The sequence below is a fragment of the Peribacillus sp. NPDC097675 genome, from assembly GCF_050277655.1.
GTDB lineage: Bacteria > Bacillota > Bacilli > Bacillales > DSM-1321 > Peribacillus.
Genome location: NZ_JBNNSK010000008.1, coordinates 1 through 21,508, shown reverse-complemented (window position 1 = coordinate 21,508; position 21,508 = coordinate 1). Strand labels below are relative to the sequence as shown.

Here is a 21,508-nt window from a genome sequence, read left to right as displayed (position 1 = left end):
TATGTATTATACTATAAGCAAATCGTAATCATTTCGTTTTTAAATCATACATTATAAATCGTAATCAATACGAATTATTTATAAAGGAGCATTTTTCATGAAAAGGAAATTATTACTTTCTCTTTCACTTATTGCAGCATTGGCTCTTACGGGCTGCGGCAAATCGGAGGAAAACAATAATGAAGCTAAAAATACATTAGATATTAAGACGACTGTTTATCCGCTCGAATATTTCACAGAAGCCATCGGGGGAGAATTTGTGAATGTCGAAACGATCTACCCACCCGGTACAGATGAGCATACCTTCGATCCTTCTCAAAAGGATATTGTAAGCATGGCTAATTCAGATTTATTTTTCTATATCGGCTATAACCTGGAAGGATTCGTGACAAAAGCAAAACCGATTTTAAAGGATGAAGGAGTTTCTACGATTGCTGTGGGTGAGTCCGTTGAAATCGATGAACATAAGCATGAAAAAAACGACCATGAAGGAATGAAAGATGATGGTCACGACCACGGTAGCGTCAATCCTCATCTTTGGCTCGACCCGGTTTACTCCATCGAGATGGCTGAAACCATCAAAGACGAGTTAACAAAACAGATGCCCGAACAGGAAGTCTATTTTACGAATCGATTTAACGAACTTTCCGATAAATTGAAGTTACTTGATAAGCAATTCGCCAAAACAATCAAAGCTGGCCGTACGAATAAAGTGATTGTATCCCATTCCGCTTATGGTTACTGGGAGGATCGCTACGGTCTTGAACAAATTGGAGTGACTGGTCTTACTTCATCCAATGAACCTTCCCAAAAACAACTAGCTGGCATCGTCACCATGGCTAAGGATGAAGACCTTCACTACGTCGTTTATGAACAAAATATCAGTTCGAAGCTAACTGAAATCATTCAAAAGGAAATGGGAGCACAAGCACTCAAATTCCATAACCTTTCCGTCTTGACTGATAAAGACATTAAAGCGGGTGAGGATTACTTCAGCCTCATGGAAAATAACATTAAGACCTTACAAACAGCATTACAATAAATACAAGAGGTGCGTCCATACAAGGATTCACCTCTTTCCATTTTTAACACCGTGTAATAGCCTTTCTTTTGTTCAATGCTATAGTTGTACCATCAAAGAGGAGGAGATCATATGGCTCAGGATGTAAAATGTGCTGTTGACAGCTGCACTTTTTGGAAGCACGGTAATCGTTGTTCTGCGGATATGATAAAAATCGAGCACTATTCGGAAGAACGGGCTCATACTAGCCACCAAACTGGATGCCGTACCTTCAAACCTGCTGAAGGTCTGTAATACCAAAAGAATCCGGACTCAATCATACCAATTGGGTCCGGATTCTTTTTTTCTTCATTCTATATATTTATCCCTTAATCTTTCCATTTTATCTAATAGGTCTTTTCCGATGGTTGATTCAAATTCAGGGTAGATGTCAGTCATGGCTTCCATCCACTCCTTCCGCTCTTTTTCGGATAGGGTATAAATTTCGATATTGGATTTTTGCTCGATTTCATGCAACTGGTTCTCGTTCATTTCCTTCGACTTGTCCCAAAGCCAAGCAGTCGTATCATCCATTGCCCGCTGAATTTGCTGCTGGATGTCTACGGGAAGCTCTTCCCAAAAAGATTGGTTCATCATGACAACATACCCCAAATATCCATGGTTACTTATGGTTAAATACTTTTGCACTTCATAAAGTTTCTTGGAATAGATATTGGAAATCGTGTTTTCTTGGCTGTCCGTATTTTTGATTTCCAGGCTTTTGAACGTATCATTAAAATCCAGCCTCGATGTGGATGCCCCAAATTGACGAAATTGACTTTCAAGCACCGGACTTGGCATGATCCTGAAGTTCTTCCCGGCAAAATCCTCTGGATGGCGAATCGGGTCGTTACTTGTTATTTGCTTGAAGTTATTCGACCAAAATGCCAATCCCTTAATATCCACCTCATGTAAATGATTGAGCAGCTCATCTCCCACTTCCCCATTCAGCGCTTCTTGTAGGGCCTCATCGGTCGGGAAAATATAAGGTAAGTCCAAAAGCATCCATTTTTCCGACATGTTCGTAATTTTAGAAGTGGTTGGCGCAATCATCTGCACCTTATTTTTTTGTAACGCCTTTATTTCTTCATGGTCACTGTATAACGATTGGTTGGGATACACCTCAATTTTGACACGATGATCGGTGTATTCATCCACAAGGTCAGCAAACCGACTTGCCGCTAAACCCTTGGGTGTATTTTCAGCCACCACATGACTGAACTTAATCACGATTTGATCTTCCATTCCTACCTGTTCTTCATCTTTAGGCAAATCGAACCCGAAGCTTGTAAAGAACGATTGGAAGGCAACATATATCGCAACCAATACCCCTATCCCAATCAAGACAATGTATCCCCCATAAGCACGCATAGTGACATCTCCTTACCGACCCGCTTCACATATACATTTATTCTATCACAGCTTCTCTACTGTAGTATGAACACGTTCAAAAATGGGCGAAAATATTCGAACATTCTGTTACTATTAATAGGAGATATCACGGAGGAAAACTAATGGATAAATCCTTTCATATGCCCATACAATTAAAAATCACCCTACTATCATTCATAATCGTAGCCTTTTCCATCATAATAGGTGGAATTATCATATTCGGAAATATCGTTTCCATCAGGGAAGAGGAAACCGGTACACGTTCGATGATTACGGCCCATACCATTGCGGAACTTCCCGAGGTGCAAGAAATGGTCCTTGAACCGGAAGGGTGGATTGGACTAAACCCTATCATTGAAAACTTAAGAAAAATTCATCAGGCCGATTATATCGTCGTACTGAATAATCAGCATTTGCGTTATTCACATCCGGTCCACAGCCAACTCGGCACCTTATCGAAAAGCAACGACGAGAGTGCCGCATTTGCAGAACATGAATATATCTCCAAGGCCGTTGGGGAGCTTGGTATTTCCGTTCGTGCCTTCGTTCCAATCCTTGATAAAGAAAACAAGCAAATCGGGGTAGTCCTTGTCGGGAACATCCTGCCAACGATACCAGAAGTGATTGTTGATTTAAAGGCCGAAACTCTGATTCTTCTCTTTTTGACGCTACTCTTTGGCGTATGCGGCTCATGGCTCCTGGCCAGACGCATAAAAAAGGAAACCTTCCAGCTTGAGCCGCATGAGATTTCCCAAATGCTTGTTGAAAGGACAGCTGCCTTCAATGCCATGCATGAAGGAGTCATTGCCATTGATAATAATCAAATCATTACGATATTTAATGAAAAGGCCAAACAAATGCTGAACATAAGCGGTTCGGTGATTGGCAAAAAGATTACGGATGTAGTGAATGATACCCGGCTGCCAGAAGTACTGGAACGGACGACCCCTATCGTCAATCAGGAGATATCCGTCCAGCAAAAAAATATCCTAAGCAACCGGGTACCGATTAAGATAGCCGATAAGACAGTTGGCGCCGTTGCCATTTTCCAAGATCGTACCGATGTGACGAAGCTTGCAGAAGAATTGACTAGCGTAAAAGCATTCGTTGAAGCCCTGCGGGTACAGAATCATGAGCATATGAACAAGCTTCATACGATTGCCGGTTTGATACAGCTAGGGAATTTAGACGATGCCCTGCAATACATCTTTCAGATTACCGAGGAGCAGGAAGAATTAACTAGGTTCTTAACGAAGCACATTCACGATGATAATTTAGTGGGGCTGCTGTTGAGTAAAGTATCTTTAGGTCGGGAGCTTGGAATTGAACTAATCATGGACAAACATACAAAGCTGGACCGCTTTCCACCTGATTTGGATTACCATGATTTTGTATTAATCATAGGAAACCTGATTGAAAATTCGTTTGCGGCACTAAAATACTCAGATGAAGAATCCAAACAAGTCTATCTTTCCATCTATCAAGATGAACAGCATTGCCAAATCGTCCTTGAAGACAATGGTCCGGGCATTCCCGAACATATCCATAACGTTATATTCGAATATGGCTTTACAACAAAAGGGGCTGAAGGATCGGGAATTGGGCTTTATTTAATCAATCAAATCGTAACAAAGGCGCATGGTGAAATGAGCTTTACAACACGACCTAAGGAAGGAACTAGCTTCTTCCTTTCCTTCCCCATGCACGATATAGAGGAGATCAAATGACCAATCAAATATGTGTACTATTAATTGAAGATGACCCGATGGTCCAAGAGGTAAACAAGCAATTTATTGAGCGGCTACCCGCATTTACAGTGGTAGGTACTGCTAATAACGGACTTGAAGGACTCGAAAAAATCAAGAAGATAAAACCTGATCTTGTCATTTTGGATATCTTCATGCCTTCCTTAAATGGTGTGGATACGCTTTATCAAATTAGAAAAGAACAGCTTGATGTCGATGTCATCATCATCTCCGCGGCTAATGATCAGAAAACCATCCGGAAGATGATACAGAATGGTGCCTTCGATTATTTAATCAAACCATTTAAATATGAAAGGCTGAAACACACACTGGAACAATACTATGCCTTTCGCATGGAAGTTGAGCCGGAACATTCTATATCTCAAACCCAACTCGATCGAATTCTCTTTCAAAATATATCGTCATCTAAAAAGGTGTTGAAAGACGATGTTCCAAAAGGTTTGAATAAATCCACGCTAGAACAAGTCACAAAATTCATTAAAACTCAACCTGGGGCTTTATCTGCGGAGGACGTAGCCGATGGAATCGGCATTGCGAGGGTAACAGCTCGACGCTATCTCGAGTACTTACATGATCAAGAGACCCTTCAACTTGATGTCCAGTATGGCAACATTGGCCGTCCTGTCAATCGATACCGTCTTAAAAAGTCATAGTTTTACATAAGGGAACCGAATCCTACATGACGGTTCCTTTTTTATGCCTCAGTCGTTCGGTCAAAGGTCCCCCATTTTCTTTTCAAGAGAAATAATTCACACTCTGCTAATGCAGTGATTTCCTTGATGACCAAATCCGGCATTCCTCTTTTCAGCAAAATTTCTGCAATAAGATATGGTTTCTTCATATTCTTCCCCCCTTCCCTTTTCTTTAATTGTTATCGCTTTCTTATATTATACAAAATAATCCATAAAAGGAAAAATAGACAAAGCCCCATTTTTCAATAAAATGGGGCTTTGTCACATAAATATTTTTTTAGGGCAGATCTCGTTCATCATTTTATATCCATTGTCTTCATTTTTTCTAATTCTCTTTTTCTCTTATTGGATACCGTTTTCCTTCCAACTAACCAGTAGAATAAAACAGCTTCTCCCACAACGATTAGAAGGATAGAAAGCCACGCAAACGGGGCGGTTCCGCAAAGAAACGTGGCATAAGTAACGAACAGGTATGCGTCCTGGTCGCAAGAGACCGTGACAAAGTGACCTTCTCACAGACGTTAGGTATGGGGCATTTTAACCAAAGAACAATTAGACAAAGCCATCGGTCATAAACTTTCCAGCGAGAAAGTGTTATGCACCGACGCTTGGCGTGCTTGTAAAACCTATGCTACCGAAAAGGATATATCTATTTACCAGTTTAAGTCTGACGGTAAAACTCGCACCAAGGGTATGTATCATATTCAGAACGTCAATAACTATCACCGAAGACTGAAAGGTTGGATACAACGTTTTAACGGAGTGGCGACCAAATATCTGAACAATTACCTTGCGTGGTTTCAGTTATTAGATAGCATCCATCATCAGAGAAATGAAGTGACGGTGAACGATATGATAACTAAAAGGGATTTAATTCCAAATAAAGAAACGTATGATACACTTAGATTATCTAAGTTTACTGTTTAAGGTTATCTCTTTAATCAACTAACAGGGTAGTTTAATTGAATAAGTGAATATCTGCATCTGTTATAATGATGCAGTTTTTTTAAAAGTGTTGTAACGAAATCAATAATTTTGTGATACATAGATAAATGGCCAGACGGAAGAAGGAGGGTGGCAGTGGATAAGGACAATATATACCAAGATTATGGAGATTTTATTTTTAAATACTTGTTAACTTTGACAAACAATCTTGATTTAGCAGAAGAGCTAACTCAAGAAACATTTTATCAAGCGATTAAATCCATTAATAACTTTTACGATAATGGTACAGCCAAGTTTTCCACGTGGCTTTGTGCAATTGCTAAAAACGTTTGGCTACAAGAATTAAACCGTAAAGATAAAAACCTACAATTGAAGGAATCACTACAAGGTGAAAACATAGCATCTTACGACTTGGAAGATGACTATATAAAAAATGAAGATAAAGTTATGTTCTTTAAAAAGGCCCATCAACTCAGTGAGGATAAACGAGAAATACTTTATTTAAGATTGTTGGGGGACTTATCGTTCAAAGAAATTGGTTCAGTTCTTGAAAAGTCGGAAAACTGGGCAAGAGTAACTTTTTATAGGGCAAAACTTGAACTCAGAAAGGATGAGTAAGGTTATGAAACATAGTGTGTTTAAGGATTTGGCTCCTGCCTATATTGATAAATTAACAAGTGAAGAAACAAACGAAGAGGTAGAGAAACATATGGATCAATGTGAAGAATGCCGAAATTATTTAAACAAAATGAAGGAAGATTTATTTTCAGAAGATGAAAATGAAAGAAGAAAAGATAAAAGGAACGTTGATTATTTCAAAAAGGTACGCTCCAAAAATAGAAAAAAGATCTTAATTATCGTATCATCGCTACTAGCAATGTTTCTTGTACTAATAACTGCTTATTACTTTGTGTTTGTAAATATGTGGCAAGCAAGTTCCAGTAATGTTGAAACAAACATTCAAAGTCAGGGCAAGATGTCTACACTTTTATTCAAAGCAAAAAAGGACAATCATTATATAATTTTAACAGATGCAAAAACAGATGAAGGATATACAGATACTATATTTGTGTATGAAAAAAGGAACGACTTCTCTACCCCAGCAAAACTCCTAAAAGATGGGAGTGGCATTACTTTCACATTTGAAGATGAAAATACGTTATTACTGTACAATGGGAAGAAAAAGAAACTAACGGATGAGGATAAGATAACTATACAATATAAAGATAAAAGCGATGTAATTCCTATAAAAGATTTATATGATAAAGATAACGATGCTGAATGATTTAAGATGGGATAGACGACGGACATTGTTGAATAAACGTCTCTGTTCTTATTGAACTAACGGAACTTTCAAGCTTATGAAAGTTCCGTTTTTCTTTGAATACATAATCAACAATAAACTTTAACAAAGCCATATTTTAAGAGATTTTAGCATTATCAAGCTATCATCTTTATTCACACTAAAAAAAAGCTGCCCCATGACAGCTTCACCACTCAATCTATAATCTTCCAATATTACTTTCAGTCACCTATACACAGTCCTATAGCTTGTCAGTTCGTCCAACCGCTCGCTGTGTATGCTAAATCCAATTCCAGGTTTATCCGGAACCTTGATGACACCATTTTTCACAATGACTTCGGGTTCGATGATGTCACTCTCCCAATAGCGGGACGAAGAGGAGATATCGCCTGGAATCGTGAATCCTTTTAAAGTCGCCAACGCCAGGTTATGGGCGCGTGATATCCCAAACTCGATCATGCCACCACACCAAAGAGGAACATTGTGCTCCACGCATAGGTCATGGATTTTGACCGCCTGGGACCAACCGCCGACCTTCGCCATTTTAATGGTAATCACCCCGCAACTCTCAAGCATAAGTGCACTCTTCGCATCATGATACGAATTAATGCTTTCATCTAGGCAAACGGGTGTCTCCATCTCTTTTTGCAACAGGGAGTGCTCTACGATATCATCATGCCCAAGAGGCTGCTCAATCATCATGAGATTAAAGGCATCCAGCTTTTGCAGGTGCGGAACATCTTGTAGCGTGTACGCTGAATTGGCGTCCGCCATCAAGGGGATATCGGGATAGGCACTTCTTATTTGTGTAAGGAATTCTAGATCATTCGTTGGATTGATCTTGATTTTATATCGCCGATAACCGACTTCCAAGCATTCTTCTATTTGACGCAGTGCATCCTCTACACGGTCAGAGGCAATGACGACCCCCGCATCTACTTCGGTCCTTTCCCCACCGAACAGCTTTCCTAGATAAATTCCCTCTTGCTTCGCATACAGATCCCATATTGCCTGTTCCAAGGCCGATTTTGCCATGGCATTCCTTCTGACTCCACTCCAAAGGCCAGCAAGTTCGTTCGGATGCTTAAAATCGAAGGCCAAAGTCTTTGGAATCAGGAAGTCTTCGAGCATATGAAAACAGGTTTTAACCGTTTCCTCTGTGTACCATGGACTCGAAAACGGCACCGCTTCCCCGTATCCAGTCAGCCCGTCCTGATCTCTTGCTTCCACAATGATGACTTCCCTTTCAGTCACCGTTTCCAGATGAGTCTTGAATGGACGCTTTAGAGGGGCCTTCATGAGCCTTAAAGTAATGGACGACAACTTCATTCCTGTTCCCCCCATTGCTTCTTCAGTTCCCTTCGCAAGAGCTTGCTTGCACCATTACGTGGCAGTTCTTCAAGAAAAACTACGTTGCGGGGGATTTTATAAGCAGCTAGCCCCTCTCGGCAATGAGCCAACAGCTCCGCTTCGCTAACATCCATGCCTTTATGCCTGACAACGAAAGCAAGCGGCACCTGCCCCCATTTTTCATGATCGATACCGGTGACCCCCGCCTCGAAAACAGCCGGGTGCGTACTTAGGACATTTTCAATTTCGGCAGGATAGACATTCTCTCCTCCGGATATGATTAAGTCCGAACGCCGGTCAAGCACGTATAGAAAACCTTCCTCATCCAGGTAGCCCAGGTCCCCCGTGTAAAGCCACCCTCCAGAAATCGCTTGCTCTGTCGCATCCAAACGGTTTAGATAGCCTTTCGTTACATTCGGACCCGATACTACGATTTCACCTGGGACTCCCGTTCCGCATATCTTGCCGTCCTTCTCTATCCTTAGTTGGGCAGGGAACAAGGCCTTTCCGGCAGATCCAACCTTTGTCATCGCATATTCCGGGGCAAGTGTCGCGATTTGTGAAGCTGTTTCCGTCATGCCATAGGACTGATAAACAGGTATTCCTTTTTCCCTGCACGCTTCAAGCATATGTACAGGTGCCGGGCCTCCGCCTAGCAGGACGCAGCGAAATGTTTCCGGATAACGCGCAGTACCAAGAGCATGCAGCATTCTATTCAGCATCGCCGTCACAACCGATATCATCGTCACACCATCATTCAAGATGGATTGGTTTGCCTCGTGTTCATCGAATTTCTCTACCAACACGACTTTCATGCCATAAATCACACTTTTCATCAAAATCGACAAACCGCTTATATGAAAAATAGGAACCGCACAATACCAGCTGTCCTCTTCCCTCAAACCAAGGTTCAATACGGAGCCGACTGCGCTCCACCAGTGATTGCCGAACGATTGGATGACGCCTTTTGGATGGCCCGTCGTACCTGATGTATACATGATCGTCGCGGTATCTTCAAGAAAAAATGTATCACGTATCTCGGCGGTTCCTCCCATAGGCAATTCTTCTTTCAAAAGGACCGTTACACCTGGAAGCGAATCTTGAATCCCAGCAAGCTTCTCTGAAAATCCTTGTTCCGAAATCAATCTCATTGACTCGCTGTCCTTGATTTGCCATGATAATTCCCTTACCGTGAGCTTATTGTTAAGCATGACGATTTTCACACCGAGATAAAAGAGTGCATGAATCACGACGACACTATCGATATGGTTCCGAAGTAAGACCGCGCATGAATCACCAACCTTTACACCACTACCTGCCAATTTACCGGCCATACTTTCCGTCAATCTATGTAATTCGAGAAACGTATACGTGCTCCCTTCAAACTCAATCGCCGGACGGTCAGGTGATAAATGAGCACGGTTTTTCAGCCAATTCGGCAATTTCTCTTCAGTCATCCAAGAGCCCTCTCCTTTTTCTTTTAGATACAGAAAACAGCTCGACGAATAGTTTCGCCAAGCTGTCCCCTAATCAAACCACTCATTCTCTTACTTTTTTCATTAAGGGAAACGAGGGAATTGTCCGAAGTCTGGATCACGTTTTTCTTTGAACGCGTCGCGGCCTTCTTTTGCTTCATCTGTTGTGTAATATAAAAGAGTTGCGTCCCCAGCAAGTTGTTGAAGACCAGCAAGTCCATCTGTATCGGCGTTCATCGCTGCTTTTAAGAAACGAAGCGCTGTTGGGCTCTTCGCAAGCATTTCCTCACACCATTTAACTGTTTCAGCTTCTAATTGATCTAGAGGCACAACTGTGTTGACTAAGCCCATATCCAATGCTTCTTGTGCATTGTATTGACGGCATAGGTACCAGATTTCACGTGCTTTCTTATGTCCAACGATACGAGCTAGGTAACCTGAACCGTAACCGGCATCGAAGCTTCCCACGTTCGGACCAGTTTGACCGAAGATCGCATTGTCAGCAGCGATTGTTAAGTCACAAACGACATTCAATACATTACCGCCACCAATCGCATAACCTGCAACCATCGCTACGACCGGCTTTGGAATCACACGGATTAAACGTTGTAAATCAAGTACATTCAGGCGTGGGATATTATCTTCCCCAACATACCCGCCATTGCCGCGTACTTTTTGGTCTCCACCTGAACAGAAGGCTTTGCCGCCTACACCTGTCAAAATGATGACACCGATGCTGGCATCATCACGTGCTCTTGCGAATGCGTCAATCATCTCTGCAGTCGTTTTAGGTGTGAATGCATTATGTACATGCGGACGGTTTATCGATACTTTCGCGATGCCGTTATACTTCTCGTATAAAATTTCGTCATATTCACGAATAGTTTCCCATTGAATTGTCATTGTAATTCCTCCTTATTTCGCTTTAAAAACTCACTTATTATTTTACCAAACTTTTGTCCATCTTCCACATGAATCGCATGCCCGACGCCATTAATTTTTTTCCATTCGACATTTTTCAATCGATTTTGCATCATTTTAGCAATATGACAGAACTTTGGATCAAGTTCACCCGTCACAAGCAACACTGGAAAATCCAAGTCTTCAAGCTTCTCCCAATAAGAAGGTTGGCTTCCAGTCCCCATGCCTAGCAGGCTATTCGACAGCCCGGTCGGTACATTCCCAAGTCGTTGTTGCCGAATCGAGGTTTGTACATCTGTTGGCAGCACTTTCTGCGTTTCAAACAACGGGATGTTTTCCCACTTTTCGACAAACGCTTCCATCCCGTTTTCAAGAATCTGCTGGGCAAGCTTCGCATCATTGCTTCTGCGACTCTCTTGTTCCTTCTCTGTCTCAAGACCGGGAGAGGCACTTTCCAGCATCAATGTATGAACAGATTCCGGATACAAACAAGAGAAGGCCAAGGCAAGCCTGCCTCCCATCGAGTACCCAAGGATATGGGCTTTAGGTAGTTTCAGCTCATCTAAAATATGCTTCAAATCCTTTGCTACCTGCTCCATCCCATACCGCTCGAAATTGTCAGGCGCCACCGTTTCCCCATGGCCGATGATATCAACCAGGATGAGCGAATAGCGATTCTGCAACACTGGAACAAGAAAATCCCATGTATCCCGATTTCCGGTAAACCCATGCAGGCACATGAGAGGTTCGCCATTTCCCGTTATTTCAACAGCATATGTGACATCTCCACTGACTATTTTCATGAAATTTCCCTGTTTAGCACCTTTTTTATTTCCTGGGAAACAAAACTCCACAAATTTCGATGGATTTGCATATTGGATTCCCTCTCTGTAGGTACTTCGATGATTTTCAAGCCAGGTATTTCAAAGGATTCGACAAAGACTTGCCCTAATTCCTCCCAAGATTGGACCTTGTTATATTTTCCACCATAAAGCGCAGCGGCATGGGAAAAATCAAGTCCGTGCGGTGTCCCGAATAACGTTTCAAAGTGTTCCTTCTCTTTTGCCTGTGGCAAAAATGAGAAAATGCCACCGCCATCATTATTGATCAATAACACCGTGAAATTCTGCTTTTGCAGTTTAGCCGCTAGCAAGCCGTTCATATCATGGAAAAAGCTTAAGTCGCCTATAGCCAATACCGTATTTTCAGAAACCGTACTGACTCCAAGTGCCGTGGAAACCACACCATCGATCCCGTTCGCTCCCCGGTTGGCCATCGTCTTGATTTTTTTATCATTATTCAAAAAGAACGTATCAAGATCTCGGATTGGCATGCTGTTGCCGACGAATAGTGTCGAACCTGCCGGCATCAAATCCTGTAGTAGAGAAAATAGCTTTCCTTCGCTTAACTCCACTTCATCGCGGATGGAAGATAAAGCATGCTTCGTCGCTTCGTTAATAGCTTGCCACAAACCAAGCCAGTTTCTTTCCGTAGCTCTCGTTAAGTTTTCACCAATGCGATGACAAAAATCCGTTTCATCACAATAAATCATGCTAGTAGCCAAGCCAGCCGGTTCACGCCAGCCTGCGCCACCATCGATGACCAATGTTACAGCCTGTTTCTGCTTCTTCAAGAATAACAGCAATGGCTTCGAGACCGGCATTGAACCGAATCGAAGCACAACATCCGGTTGGAATGCAGCCTTCGCTGCTTCATCACGTAAAAACGTATCATATGTCTCAATGATGCCGTCTTTATCATGCATGCCGCTCCTTAATTGGGAAAGGGGATCTGCCAGTATCGGGAATGCGAGCTTGTCCGCTAAAGCGATGATCGCTTCCTTCATCTCTGGATTCCTTAATTCCCCGCACACGATAATGCCTTGCTTCGCTTGTGATAAGGTAGAAGTCACTGCTTCTATTTGTGAGGATGCTAGAGAAAGAATGCCACTATCAATCATCACAGTCGGTTTCACTTTATTGTGCCTATATTCTTCGGCTTGTTTTAGATTGGGAATCAGTGGCTCACGTAACGGGAAATTCAAGTGGACAGGTCCAGAAGGTTCCATCGACGCCGTTGCTACCGCTCTTGCTCCAATGGTCCTGGCATACCGGATCATTTCATCACTATTCTCCGGAAGAGCCATTTCGACAAACCACTTCACTTGCTTTCCATATAAGTTGATTTGATCGATGGCCTGAGGAGCCCCGACATCACGTAATTCATGCGGCCGATCCGCCGTCATTACAACAAGGGGTACCCTTGAATAGAAAGCCTCAATGATGGCAGGATGAAAGTTCGCCGCAGCCGTTCCTGACGTACAAAGAAGTCCGACTGGTTCTTTTAATGCCTTAGCCAATCCAAGAGCAAAAAAAGCGGCCGAACGCTCATCAACGTTAATATGTGTCTTGATATCAGGATGTTCCACCAGCAACAATGCAAGAGGCGTAGATCGTGAACCAGGGCTCACTACTACATGCTTCATTTGGTTTTGTGCCAGCTCATCGACAAACGAAGCAGCATAAGCTGTCAATGCATCTCGTTCATTCATTCATTTTTCCTCCTAAAGCGCTTAACATCGGATTGAATTTAATCCCAGTTTCCTGGAACTCACTCTCCGGTGTTGAATCTTCTACCACACCACATCCTGCAAAAAGCGATGCCTCATTGTCCTGTAACAGTGCGGAACGGATACCGACCGCGAATTCCCCGTTCCCCTTCGAATCCACCCAACCGAGTGGTCCCGCATAAAAGCCTCGTTCCAGACCTTCTATTTCCCGAATGCGCGTGACGGCCTTCTCTTTTGGAAGCCCCCCCAATGCCGGCGTTGGATGAAGATTCTCGACACATTCAAAAATAGTCGTATCCGCTTTACACGTTCCTCTCACCGGTGTATACAAATGCTGTATATGACGGTTCTTCATCAACTTTGGACCTGATGGAATCGTGACCTCATCACATACCGCCTCAAAAGCGTTGGAAATCATTGAAACGACATATTGATGCTCTTGTAGATTCTTTTGATCCGAAAGAAGATCATTACCTAGAAGCCTGTCTTCTTCCTCGGTTTTACCTCGTCCCATTGAACCCGCAAGGCATGTCGAAAAGATTTCATTTCCCTGCTTTTTGATCAATCGCTCTGGAGTTGCACCGACAAAGCAGTCACCACCTGCTTCCAAACTGAAAATATAACTCAATGGTTGTTCTGCAATCAATTGCTCCAGTACCATTTTTGAATCGATGGAACGTTCAAACACAAGACGCAATTCTCTTGCAAGGACAATCTTATCAAGATCCGTCGTCTTAATTTCTTCAACAGCCTGTGCAACAGTCTGCTTCCAAGCCTCAGGCTCAACTTCCTTCTGCTCAACAAAGGCATTGGCATGTAACTCACCATCATCCATTTTTCCGATAAGGAATGCTTCCCTTTCGTTTATCATATCTATGAAGAGTTTTTCTGAATCATCCGGCGAACAAAGTAGGTTTGTCGTTAAGTAGGCCTCTCCTTCCACTATCGATAGCATGAAGGCAGGTATATAGAACAGATTGTCCCCAAATTGATTCCAAAGGAACGTACTGTTGGTTTCATAATCAAAAGAAAAGCCCCCAAATAGTAAAGGGCCGGTCGCATCCACATCGGTCACTCCTGTTTTAACAGCAGTATTCTGCAGCTTGATCCAGCTCATTTCAACTTCTCTATAACGGTCGGCATTTGGTGCCGCCTGGATTTTCTTAACGTTTCCTAAACCAGTGATGGTTATATCTTTTGCGGGATCCTGCCAGAAGAAGCGTTCACCCTTATACCGTTCTCTTCCAGCTTGATAAAATGAAAGGGGGTTAGTGAATTCTACTTTCTTTATATGACTGAATAGAACTTGTTCATTCAAGTTCTTCGCCTTTTGTATGGCAATAGCCAGTCCCTGAAACCGTTCAGTTTCTTTCGAGATAGCCATGAAAATCCCCCCAAATCGTACATTTTAAAAGCTTTTTAACCTATTTAAAGATACACCTCCATTCAACCTCATGTCAATAAAACGCCCCCTTAAACAAAAGCAGCCATGCCCTCTTTTTTCCTTATTATATGAATCTTAGATAATGATGTAGGAACTACATCAATTTGACAGGCTTGTTCACCCATTTTCCTACATTTTATAGGATATCCTTTTGTGAACAAATTCAATCTTTGTTATAATTTTAAGGTACTGATCATGATTTTGAGGAGAGAAATAATGCAAAAAGAATACGACGAGCTTCCCCTTAAGAGAACCTGGAAAATCTGGTGGGAGTTAATTCGTCCACATACACTTACTGCAGCTTTTGTACCGGTCCTACTTGGAACCGTCATTGCTCTAATAGAGGATGAAGTAAATTGGCTTTTATTTGCGGCCATGATGATTGCAAGCATCCTTATTCAAGCTGCAACGAACTTATTTAATGAATACTATGATTTTAAAAGAGGCCTCGACACGGAAGAATCGGTCGGCATCGGTGGCGGGATAGTCCGTCATGGCATGACCCCGAAACTTATCATGACCTTGGCACTTGGTATGTACGGAATCTCGCTATTGCTGGGAATCTATATTTGCGCCGCATCATCTTGGTGGATCGCAGTGGTCGGCCTTGTTTGTATGCTGGTCGGCTACCTTTATACAGGAGGCCCGCTGCCTATATCCTATACACCATTTGGCGAACTTTTTTCCGGTCTATTCATGGGATTCTTGATCATCTTGATCGCCTATTACATTCAAACCGGTACCGTTTCTTCCATGGCAGTCTTGATTGCCGTACCAAGCGGTGTTCTGGTCGGGTTGATCAATTTATCGAATAACCTGCGTGACCATGACGGCGATAAGGCCCACGGTCGCAAAACGATGCCTGTCGTAATGGGGAGACAAAACGCACTAACCTTCATGTCCATCATGTTTGCTGTCTGTTATGTATGGATTGTTGGACTGATTCTATTAGGCGATGTAACACCATGGATCCTTCTTGCTTTCCTTAGCATTCCGAAAGCCCTGGCGGCCATCAAAGGCTTTGTAGGAAAGACGGAAGCCATTACGATGGTGCCAGCGATGAAAGCAACCGCACAGACGAATACCTTCTTCGGACTGCTGATGTTCATTGGCTTGCTCATCCATTATTTCATTCAATAAAGCAACGCCATTTAACCCCATGCCTAGGCATGGGGTTATTTACTTGTTTCTCCTTCCATTAATTCGGGTACTTACTAATAACAGAATAAAATCGAAGTATCAGATCTTGTACTTATAAAAGGAGTGGGAATCAATGGCTACTGAAAAACAAATCATGACCCTAAAAGAAGAATTGTTAAATGAAAAAAATAAACTTCAACAAAGAATCAAGAATGACGAAACCCTCACCAAAAAAGCACAAACCGATTTTTCCGGTGAAATCTCTTCCTATGATAATCATCCTGCCGATTTAGGCACCGAGCTTTTCGACAAGGAAAGATATCAAGCACTCAGTGAACATGGTGCAGAGGAAATCGCAAAAATTGACCGTGCATTGGAAGCTATACAGGATGGGACTTACGGCGCCTGTAAGGAATGCGGTAAGGATATTCCTTATGAACGTCTTGAAGTAGTTCCTTCCACCTTATATTGTATTGAGCATACACCGGAACAAAAAGTTCATTCCGACGTCATTGACGAATACAGACCAGTCGAAGAAGAAATCCTGATTCCTTCTAAGGGAGATAATTTCGAGAATAGGCGCCAAGTAGATAAACATGACGAAAATGCGGTCAAAGAAGATAGTTTCGGTGAAGTCGCCCAATTCGGTACTTCAGACACTCCAGCGGACTACCAGCATAATCGCACGAGCTATAATGAACTTTATGATACGGAAGACGAAAACGAAACGTTCCCTGAGGGCTATGAAGGATATGCATCCAATGATATCAAAGGGAAAAACCGTCAAGTCGTCTCTAATGAAAACAAAGAAGAATACGAAGAAATGTTGGCTAAGAAAAATATCGACTCAAAAATAGGCAATATCCCTTATAAAAAGAAAGATAGCTATATAGATGAAAAATAAAGAAAAGTGCCAGACCTGTACAGAAATCTTACAGGTCTGCACTTTTCTTTTTTATGATTTTATATACTCTACAGGCACTCCAGAGCTGCCAAAGGCTTCCGTTACCCTATCAAACACCATATCAAGGTAAGAAAGAGGAGGAAAAATCACTGGATACGAAAAAAGGAAGAAATATTTTTACTTGAGACCCTCTTGGCTATCTACTTGGACTCCAACGACATTCTCCATATAATTCTTACCCCAATCATACATTGAATCAAGAATCGGCATTAGGCTCTCTCCTTGTTCGGTCAGAGAGTATTCAACTTTGGGCGGAACGATTGGATAGACTTCGCGATGAACAATAAGATCTTCTTCCAGCTCTCGAAGTTGGTTTACGAGCATTCTTTGAGTAATGCCCGGCATGAGTGCCTTCAGTTCACCAAAACGCTTCGTCCCTTGCTTGCCTAAGTGCCATAAAATAAGCATCTTCCATTTCCCCCCAATAACAGAAAGGGTCAATTCCTTCTCACAATTGAATGTTTTATTCTGCAGCCTTGTCATCCCAATCTCCTCCAAATATATATTCTACTATCCCATAGTATACTTTTTAACACTATGTAAAATTAAAGTGCGTACTAACAAAAATATTATACTTAGTATATGATTAATTGTACAGGCGATATGATTATCTTGCCTGTGCATTGAATGAGGACAAGAAGTACATACTTACTGTGCAATGTACTAAAACTATTATTAGGAGTGAACGATAAATGGAATTACAATTGGCATTGGATTTAGTAAACATTCAAGAAGGTATTGAATTGGTGAAACAAGTGGAGGAATATATCGATATCGTTGAAATCGGTACACCCGTAGTCATTAACGAAGGGCTTCGCGCTGTTAAGGAAATGAAAGAAGCTTTCCCATCTCTAACAGTATTAGCTGACTTAAAAATCATGGATGCGGCCGGTTACGAAGTGATGAAGGCATCTGAAGCTGGAGCTGATATCATCACGATTCTTGGTGCAGCTGAAGATATGTCCATCAAAGGGGCTGTCGAAGAAGCTAAAAAACAAGGCAAAAAAATCCTTGTTGATATGATTGCTGTGAAAGACCTTGAAACTCGCGCCAAAGAACTTGATGCATTTGGTGTCGACTACATCTGTGTGCACACTGGCTACGATCTACAAGCCGTTGGAAAAAATTCTTTTGAAGACCTTCAAACCATTAAACGCGTTGTAAAAAAAGCCAAGACTGCTGTAGCAGGCGGCATAAAATTAGATACACTTCCAGAAGTCATTAAAGCACAACCTGACCTTGTCATTGTTGGTGGAGGTATCACTGGACAAGCTGATATCAAAGGAACAGCTGCCCAAATACAAAAATTAGTTAAACAAGGCTAATATCTATCATGCAAACTTCTCAATATTTAGCTAAAATCATACAAGAGCTAAGTCAGTCAGTAGACCTAATAGCTGACGAAGAAGCAGAAAAACTCGTTAATGCGATTCTTGAATCAAAGAAAGTTTTTGTAACGGGTGCCGGAAGATCAGGGCTTATGGGTAAATCCTTTGCCATGCGGCTGATGCATATGGGGATAGATGCATATGTAATAGGTGAAACGGTCACCCCTTCCTTTGAAAAAGAAGACATTTTGATTCTTGGAACCGGTTCAGGAGAAACCAAAAGCTTGGTTTCCATAGCTGAGAAAGCAAAAAGCATTGGTGGAACCATTGCGACTCCTACCATTTCCCTTGAATCGACCATTGGAAAGATGGCAGATATCACAATAAAAATGCCTGGTGCCCCTAAAGATCAATCAGAAGGCGATTACCAGACTATCCAACCAATGGGTTCTCTTTTTGAGCAAACTCTCTTACTTTTTTATGATGCTGTCATTTTAAGGTTAATGGATAAAAAGGGCTTGGATACTAATAAAATGTATGGCCAACACGCAAATCTCGAGTAAAGAAATGATAACTAAACAGTAAGATGCAAAAAGACCGCAGGAATTCTTCTGAATTTCTGCGGTCTTTTTTGAGTGCCTGTATACTGCCATTCAGATGCTTCTAGTAAGGCACCTGAGAACTATAGTTTGGGATAGCGTCCAATACAGCTGTTCTTATCCATTGCCTTCAATCAATTTCATGAAGTGTAACAAGTTATCTCCATAATGGTGTTGCTTAGAGATCTTCACGACGCATCACATGCCCATGGGAATGACCAAAGGTCAAAAAAGTTCCCCCCCCTAAAATAGAAAACACTCTACAATGCGTCAGGCTACCGTACAGGATACCTGTTGATCATGGTTGGTCTCATCTTATGTCTGTATGTATAAGTTAAGGATGATGGCGAGGATTACAGTACTTAATTTACGGAGAGAAACTGAAAGTTCTCAGCTACTTTTCATGGATAAAAAACAAAAAAAACAGGTAAGAAAAACGAAATGTTTTTCTTACCTGTTTTTAAGGTCTATTTAGATAGCACCTATTCTATGACCCGTACGGGAATCGAACCCGTGATACCGCCGTGAAAGGGCGGTGTCTTAACCGCTTGACCAACGGGCCGAAATGGCGGAGAAGGAGGGATTTGAACCCTCGCGCCGCTCGCGCGACCTACACCCTTAGCAGGGGCGCCTCTTCAGCCTCTTGAGTACTTCCCCATGGCTCCGCAGGTAGGACTCGAACCTACGACCGTTCGGTTAACAGCCGAATGCTCTACCACTGAGCTACTGCGGAACAATAAAATATGGTGGGCCTAAATGGACTCGAACCATCGACCTCACGCTTATCAGGCGTGCGCTCTAACCAGCTGAGCTATAGGCCCATATTGGAGCGGGTGAAGGGAATCGAACCCTCATCATCAGCTTGGAAGGCTGAGGTTTTACCACTAAACTACACCCGCGAAATGGGGCGACTGATGGGAATCGAACCCACGAATGCCTGAACCACAATCAGGTGCGTTAACCACTTCGCCACAATCGCCATAATTTAAGATAATAATGGTGGCTCAGGACGGAATCGAACCGCCGACACAAGGATTTTCAGTCCTTTGCTCTACCGACTGAGCTACTGAGCCGAACAAATAAAAATGGCGGTCCCGACGGGAATCGAACCCGCGATCTCCTGCGTGACAGGCAGGCATGTTAACCGCTACACCACGGGACCTAATAATTGCGGGGACAGGATTTGAACCTGCGACCTTCGGGTTATGAGCCCGACGAGCTACCGGACTGCTCCACCCCGCGACGGTAATAATGAAACTGTTTTGCCTCAAGTTTTCATGAATACTGTTTTTTTACTTCCTAGTATGTAAGGTTGTTTTAAAACAACTTGATGCTTTTAAAAAAAAATGGAGGAGGTAGAGGGATTCGAACCCCCGCGGGATTTGACTCCCCTGTCGGTTTTCAAGACCGATCCCTTCAGCCGAACTTGGGTATACCTCCATGGCTAAGAAAAAATTCATATGGTGGACCTTGTAGGACTCGAACCTACGACCGGACGGTTATGAGCCGTCTGCTCTAACCAGCTGAGCTAAAGGTCCTTATATTTATTGGTAGCGGCGGAGGGGATCGAACCCCCGACCTCACGGGTATGAACCGTACGCTCTAGCCAGCTGAGCTACACCGCCAAAATAATATAAGTTTTATTGATAAAAAATGGTGGAGCCTAGCGGGATCGAACCGCTGACCTCCTGCGTGCAAGGCAGGCGCTCTCCCAGCTGAGCTAAGGCCCCATTCATATTAAAATCACATGGTCGGGAAGACAGGATTCGAACCTGCGACCCCTTGGTCCCAAACCAAGTGCTCTACCAAGCTGAGCTACTTCCCGCAAAATACATGGTGCGCCCGGCGGGAGTCGAACCTACAACCTTCTGATTCGTAGTCAGATGCTCTATCCAATTGAGCTACGGGCGCATATTAAGATGGTGCCGAGGACCGGAATCGAACCGGTACGGTAGTCACCTACCGCAGGATTTTAAGTCCTGTGCGTCTGCCAGTTCCGCCACCCCGGCACATACGAAAAGTGGAGCGGAAGACGGGATTCGAACCCGCGACCCCAACCTTGGCAAGGTTGTATTCTACCACTGAACTACTTCCGCATGAAAGATGCGGGTGAAGGGACTTGAACCCCCACGCCTTGCGGCGCCAGATCCTAAGTCTGGTGCGTCTGCCAATTCCGCCACACCCGCATAAAAATGATGAGCCATGAAGGATTCGAACCTTCGACCCTCTGATTAAAAGTCAGATGCTCTACCAACTGAGCTAATGGCTCATGCTTGTCCTACTATGAAAATGGTGCCGGCAAGAGGACTTGAACCCCCAACCTACTGATTACAAGTCAGTTGCTCTACCAGTTGAGCTACACCGGCAGGTGTAAAAATAATGGTGGAGGATGACGGGATCGAACCGCCGACCCTCTGCTTGTAAGGCAGATGCTCTCCCAGCTGAGCTAATCCTCCATATTATATGCTTGGCGGCGTCCTACTCTCACAGGGGGAAACCCCCAACTACCATCGGCGCTGAAGAGCTTAACTGCCGTGTTCGGAATGGGAACGGGTGTGAC

At 42.9% G+C, this 21,508-nt stretch carries 19 protein-coding genes, 21 tRNA genes, 1 rRNA gene and 1 pseudogene; 11 read left to right on the top strand and 31 right to left on the bottom strand.

What is annotated here, in order from left to right; translation table 11 throughout:
• The first annotated feature begins 97 nt into the window (after nt 1-97).
• Both ACQKL5_RS12775 and ACQKL5_RS12770 read left to right on the top strand, forming a co-directional pair.
• Nucleotides 98-1,042, top strand: coding sequence for a metal ABC transporter solute-binding protein, Zn/Mn family (locus ACQKL5_RS12775; RefSeq protein WP_427609200.1), 945 nt, complete (start codon nt 98-100; stop codon nt 1,040-1,042).
• Between the two features lie 111 nt (nt 1,043-1,153).
• Nucleotides 1,154-1,315 (top strand): DUF1540 domain-containing protein, encoded by a 162-nt coding sequence (locus tag ACQKL5_RS12770; protein WP_427609198.1) that lies wholly within the window; start codon nt 1,154-1,156, stop codon nt 1,313-1,315.
• A gap of 54 nt (nt 1,316-1,369) precedes the next feature.
• Here ACQKL5_RS12770 and ACQKL5_RS12765 read toward each other — a convergent pair whose 3' ends face one another.
• Nucleotides 1,370-2,431 (bottom strand): DctP family TRAP transporter solute-binding subunit, encoded by a 1,062-nt coding sequence (locus ACQKL5_RS12765; protein ID WP_427609197.1) that lies wholly within the window; start codon nt 2,429-2,431, stop codon nt 1,370-1,372.
• Between the two features lie 143 nt (nt 2,432-2,574).
• Between ACQKL5_RS12765 and ACQKL5_RS12760 the strand changes: the two genes are divergently transcribed.
• Together ACQKL5_RS12760 and ACQKL5_RS12755 are read left to right on the top strand one after the other, a co-directional pair.
• Nucleotides 2,575-4,179 (top strand): ATP-binding protein, encoded by a 1,605-nt coding sequence (locus tag ACQKL5_RS12760; RefSeq protein ID WP_427609196.1) that lies wholly within the window; start codon nt 2,575-2,577, stop codon nt 4,177-4,179.
• A complete protein-coding gene (locus tag ACQKL5_RS12755) occupies nt 4,176-4,871 on the top strand; it encodes a response regulator (RefSeq protein ID WP_427609195.1) in 696 nt (231 codons plus the stop codon). Before ACQKL5_RS12760 ends, ACQKL5_RS12755 begins: the two co-directional genes overlap by 4 nt.
• A gap of 41 nt (nt 4,872-4,912) precedes the next feature.
• On the opposite strand, the gene ACQKL5_RS12750 is transcribed toward ACQKL5_RS12755, so the two are convergent.
• Nucleotides 4,913-5,059: a hypothetical protein gene (locus tag ACQKL5_RS12750; protein WP_427609193.1), complete on the bottom strand. Its 147-nt coding sequence runs from the start codon at nt 5,057-5,059 to the stop codon at nt 4,913-4,915.
• 258 nt (nt 5,060-5,317) lie between these two features.
• On the opposite strand from ACQKL5_RS12750, the pseudogene ACQKL5_RS12745 reads away from it, so the two are divergent.
• From ACQKL5_RS12745 to ACQKL5_RS12735, 3 genes and pseudogenes are all read left to right on the top strand, one after another.
• Nucleotides 5,318-5,837, top strand: a pseudogene (locus ACQKL5_RS12745) (IS1595 family transposase); the annotation flags it as partial.
• A 153-nt stretch (nt 5,838-5,990) separates the two neighbouring features.
• Nucleotides 5,991-6,473, top strand: a complete 483-nt coding sequence (locus ACQKL5_RS12740) for an RNA polymerase sigma factor (protein WP_427609192.1) — start codon at nt 5,991-5,993, stop codon at nt 6,471-6,473.
• A 4-nt stretch (nt 6,474-6,477) separates the two neighbouring features.
• Nucleotides 6,478-7,140, top strand: coding sequence for a zf-HC2 domain-containing protein (locus tag ACQKL5_RS12735; protein ID WP_427609191.1), 663 nt, complete (start codon nt 6,478-6,480; stop codon nt 7,138-7,140).
• A 243-nt stretch (nt 7,141-7,383) separates the two neighbouring features.
• On the opposite strand, the gene menC is transcribed toward ACQKL5_RS12735, so the two are convergent.
• From menC to ACQKL5_RS12705, 6 genes are all read right to left on the bottom strand, one after another.
• Nucleotides 7,384-8,487: an o-succinylbenzoate synthase gene (gene menC, locus ACQKL5_RS12730; protein WP_427609189.1), complete on the bottom strand. Its 1,104-nt coding sequence runs from the start codon at nt 8,485-8,487 to the stop codon at nt 7,384-7,386.
• On the bottom strand, nt 8,484-9,965 hold the full coding sequence (locus ACQKL5_RS12725; protein ID WP_427609187.1) for an o-succinylbenzoate--CoA ligase: 1,482 nt from the start codon (nt 9,963-9,965) through the stop codon (nt 8,484-8,486). Before ACQKL5_RS12725 ends, menC begins: the two co-directional genes overlap by 4 nt.
• A gap of 102 nt (nt 9,966-10,067) precedes the next feature.
• Nucleotides 10,068-10,886, bottom strand: coding sequence for a 1,4-dihydroxy-2-naphthoyl-CoA synthase (menB, locus tag ACQKL5_RS12720; RefSeq protein ID WP_427609185.1), 819 nt, complete (start codon nt 10,884-10,886; stop codon nt 10,068-10,070).
• Entirely contained in the window at nt 10,883-11,707 is an 825-nt protein-coding gene (menH, locus tag ACQKL5_RS12715) for a 2-succinyl-6-hydroxy-2,4-cyclohexadiene-1-carboxylate synthase (protein ID WP_402969699.1), read from the bottom strand. Before menH ends, menB begins: the two co-directional genes overlap by 4 nt.
• Complete coding sequence (gene menD / locus ACQKL5_RS12710) at nt 11,704-13,455, bottom strand: 2-succinyl-5-enolpyruvyl-6-hydroxy-3-cyclohexene-1-carboxylic-acid synthase (protein WP_427609184.1); 1,752 nt, start codon at nt 13,453-13,455, stop codon at nt 11,704-11,706. The genes menH and menD overlap by 4 nt, the downstream gene beginning before the upstream one ends.
• Nucleotides 13,448-14,857, bottom strand: a complete 1,410-nt coding sequence (locus ACQKL5_RS12705; RefSeq protein WP_427609182.1) for an isochorismate synthase — start codon at nt 14,855-14,857, stop codon at nt 13,448-13,450. Before ACQKL5_RS12705 ends, menD begins: the two co-directional genes overlap by 8 nt.
• Nucleotides 14,858-15,133: 276 nt before the next feature.
• On the opposite strand from ACQKL5_RS12705, the gene ACQKL5_RS12700 reads away from it, so the two are divergent.
• Both ACQKL5_RS12700 and ACQKL5_RS12695 read left to right on the top strand, forming a co-directional pair.
• The gene (locus ACQKL5_RS12700) at nt 15,134-16,057 is read left to right on the top strand and encodes a 1,4-dihydroxy-2-naphthoate polyprenyltransferase (protein ID WP_427609181.1); all 924 of its coding nucleotides are present in this window, start codon (nt 15,134-15,136) and stop codon (nt 16,055-16,057) included.
• 133 nt (nt 16,058-16,190) lie between these two features.
• Nucleotides 16,191-16,961, top strand: a complete 771-nt coding sequence (locus ACQKL5_RS12695; protein WP_427609179.1) for a TraR/DksA C4-type zinc finger protein — start codon at nt 16,191-16,193, stop codon at nt 16,959-16,961.
• Nucleotides 16,962-17,138: 177 nt separating this feature from the next.
• Here ACQKL5_RS12695 and ACQKL5_RS12690 read toward each other — a convergent pair whose 3' ends face one another.
• Nucleotides 17,139-17,504, bottom strand: a complete 366-nt coding sequence (locus ACQKL5_RS12690; RefSeq protein ID WP_427609178.1) for a winged helix-turn-helix transcriptional regulator — start codon at nt 17,502-17,504, stop codon at nt 17,139-17,141.
• A gap of 209 nt (nt 17,505-17,713) precedes the next feature.
• On the opposite strand from ACQKL5_RS12690, the gene hxlA reads away from it, so the two are divergent.
• The gene (gene hxlA, locus ACQKL5_RS12685) at nt 17,714-18,346 is read left to right on the top strand and encodes a 3-hexulose-6-phosphate synthase (protein WP_427609176.1); all 633 of its coding nucleotides are present in this window, start codon (nt 17,714-17,716) and stop codon (nt 18,344-18,346) included.
• Nucleotides 18,347-18,354: 8 nt separating this feature from the next.
• Nucleotides 18,355-18,912: a 6-phospho-3-hexuloisomerase gene (gene hxlB / locus ACQKL5_RS12680; protein ID WP_427609174.1), complete on the top strand. Its 558-nt coding sequence runs from the start codon at nt 18,355-18,357 to the stop codon at nt 18,910-18,912.
• A gap of 526 nt (nt 18,913-19,438) precedes the next feature.
• On the opposite strand, the gene ACQKL5_RS12675 is transcribed toward hxlB, so the two are convergent.
• The 22 genes from ACQKL5_RS12675 to rrf all read right to left on the bottom strand — a co-directional run.
• Nucleotides 19,439-19,510, bottom strand: a tRNA-Glu gene (locus ACQKL5_RS12675).
• 4 nt (nt 19,511-19,514) lie between these two features.
• Nucleotides 19,515-19,605, bottom strand: a tRNA-Ser gene (locus ACQKL5_RS12670).
• A 1-nt stretch (nt 19,606) separates the two neighbouring features.
• Nucleotides 19,607-19,681: transfer RNA gene (locus ACQKL5_RS12665), tRNA-Asn, on the bottom strand.
• Between the two features lie 11 nt (nt 19,682-19,692).
• Nucleotides 19,693-19,769, bottom strand: a tRNA-Ile gene (locus tag ACQKL5_RS12660).
• Between the two features lie 4 nt (nt 19,770-19,773).
• A tRNA-Gly gene (locus ACQKL5_RS12655) sits at nt 19,774-19,847 on the bottom strand.
• Nucleotides 19,848-19,851: 4 nt separating this feature from the next.
• Nucleotides 19,852-19,927: transfer RNA gene (locus ACQKL5_RS12650), tRNA-His, on the bottom strand.
• Nucleotides 19,928-19,945: 18 nt separating this feature from the next.
• A tRNA-Phe gene (locus tag ACQKL5_RS12645) sits at nt 19,946-20,021 on the bottom strand.
• Between the two features lie 13 nt (nt 20,022-20,034).
• A tRNA-Asp gene (locus tag ACQKL5_RS12640) sits at nt 20,035-20,110 on the bottom strand.
• Between the two features lie 6 nt (nt 20,111-20,116).
• Nucleotides 20,117-20,190, bottom strand: a tRNA-Met gene (locus ACQKL5_RS12635).
• Nucleotides 20,191-20,295: 105 nt separating this feature from the next.
• Nucleotides 20,296-20,388: transfer RNA gene (locus tag ACQKL5_RS12630), tRNA-Ser, on the bottom strand.
• A 21-nt stretch (nt 20,389-20,409) separates the two neighbouring features.
• Nucleotides 20,410-20,486, bottom strand: a tRNA-Ile gene (locus ACQKL5_RS12625).
• 10 nt (nt 20,487-20,496) lie between these two features.
• Nucleotides 20,497-20,573: transfer RNA gene (locus tag ACQKL5_RS12620), tRNA-Met, on the bottom strand.
• A 29-nt stretch (nt 20,574-20,602) separates the two neighbouring features.
• Nucleotides 20,603-20,678, bottom strand: a tRNA-Ala gene (locus tag ACQKL5_RS12615).
• A gap of 18 nt (nt 20,679-20,696) precedes the next feature.
• Nucleotides 20,697-20,773 (bottom strand) — tRNA-Pro (locus ACQKL5_RS12610).
• 9 nt (nt 20,774-20,782) lie between these two features.
• Nucleotides 20,783-20,859: transfer RNA gene (locus tag ACQKL5_RS12605), tRNA-Arg, on the bottom strand.
• Nucleotides 20,860-20,868: 9 nt separating this feature from the next.
• Nucleotides 20,869-20,957, bottom strand: a tRNA-Leu gene (locus ACQKL5_RS12600).
• Between the two features lie 12 nt (nt 20,958-20,969).
• Nucleotides 20,970-21,044, bottom strand: a tRNA-Gly gene (locus tag ACQKL5_RS12595).
• A gap of 8 nt (nt 21,045-21,052) precedes the next feature.
• A tRNA-Leu gene (locus ACQKL5_RS12590) sits at nt 21,053-21,134 on the bottom strand.
• Between the two features lie 10 nt (nt 21,135-21,144).
• A tRNA-Lys gene (locus ACQKL5_RS12585) sits at nt 21,145-21,217 on the bottom strand.
• 21 nt (nt 21,218-21,238) lie between these two features.
• Nucleotides 21,239-21,314: transfer RNA gene (locus ACQKL5_RS12580), tRNA-Thr, on the bottom strand.
• 14 nt (nt 21,315-21,328) lie between these two features.
• A tRNA-Val gene (locus ACQKL5_RS12575) sits at nt 21,329-21,404 on the bottom strand.
• Between the two features lie 9 nt (nt 21,405-21,413).
• Nucleotides 21,414-21,508 (bottom strand): 5S ribosomal RNA (gene rrf, locus ACQKL5_RS12570); the annotation flags it as partial.

Coding starts and splice junctions, on each gene's coding strand:
- ACQKL5_RS12735 (WP_427609191.1), top strand. CDS start 6,478: ATGAAACATAGTGTGTTTAAGGATTTGGCTCCTGCCTATATTGATAAA.
- ACQKL5_RS12750 (WP_427609193.1), bottom strand. CDS start 5,059: ATGAAGAAACCATATCTTATTGCAGAAATTTTGCTGAAAAGAGGAATG.
- ACQKL5_RS12765 (WP_427609197.1), bottom strand. CDS start 2,431: ATGCGTGCTTATGGGGGATACATTGTCTTGATTGGGATAGGGGTATTG.
- ACQKL5_RS12705 (WP_427609182.1), bottom strand. CDS start 14,857: ATGGCTATCTCGAAAGAAACTGAACGGTTTCAGGGACTGGCTATTGCC.
- menH (WP_402969699.1), bottom strand. CDS start 11,707: ATGAAAATAGTCAGTGGAGATGTCACATATGCTGTTGAAATAACGGGA.
- menC (WP_427609189.1), bottom strand. CDS start 8,487: ATGAAGTTGTCGTCCATTACTTTAAGGCTCATGAAGGCCCCTCTAAAG.
- ACQKL5_RS12695 (WP_427609179.1), top strand. CDS start 16,191: ATGGCTACTGAAAAACAAATCATGACCCTAAAAGAAGAATTGTTAAAT.
- ACQKL5_RS12775 (WP_427609200.1), top strand. CDS start 98: ATGAAAAGGAAATTATTACTTTCTCTTTCACTTATTGCAGCATTGGCT.
- hxlB (WP_427609174.1), top strand. CDS start 18,355: ATGCAAACTTCTCAATATTTAGCTAAAATCATACAAGAGCTAAGTCAG.
- hxlA (WP_427609176.1), top strand. CDS start 17,714: ATGGAATTACAATTGGCATTGGATTTAGTAAACATTCAAGAAGGTATT.
- ACQKL5_RS12770 (WP_427609198.1), top strand. CDS start 1,154: ATGGCTCAGGATGTAAAATGTGCTGTTGACAGCTGCACTTTTTGGAAG.
- ACQKL5_RS12755 (WP_427609195.1), top strand. CDS start 4,176: ATGACCAATCAAATATGTGTACTATTAATTGAAGATGACCCGATGGTC.
- ACQKL5_RS12690 (WP_427609178.1), bottom strand. CDS start 17,504: ATGACAAGGCTGCAGAATAAAACATTCAATTGTGAGAAGGAATTGACC.
- ACQKL5_RS12700 (WP_427609181.1), top strand. CDS start 15,134: ATGCAAAAAGAATACGACGAGCTTCCCCTTAAGAGAACCTGGAAAATC.
- menD (WP_427609184.1), bottom strand. CDS start 13,455: ATGAATGAACGAGATGCATTGACAGCTTATGCTGCTTCGTTTGTCGAT.
- ACQKL5_RS12760 (WP_427609196.1), top strand. CDS start 2,575: ATGGATAAATCCTTTCATATGCCCATACAATTAAAAATCACCCTACTA.
- menB (WP_427609185.1), bottom strand. CDS start 10,886: ATGACAATTCAATGGGAAACTATTCGTGAATATGACGAAATTTTATAC.
- ACQKL5_RS12725 (WP_427609187.1), bottom strand. CDS start 9,965: ATGACTGAAGAGAAATTGCCGAATTGGCTGAAAAACCGTGCTCATTTA.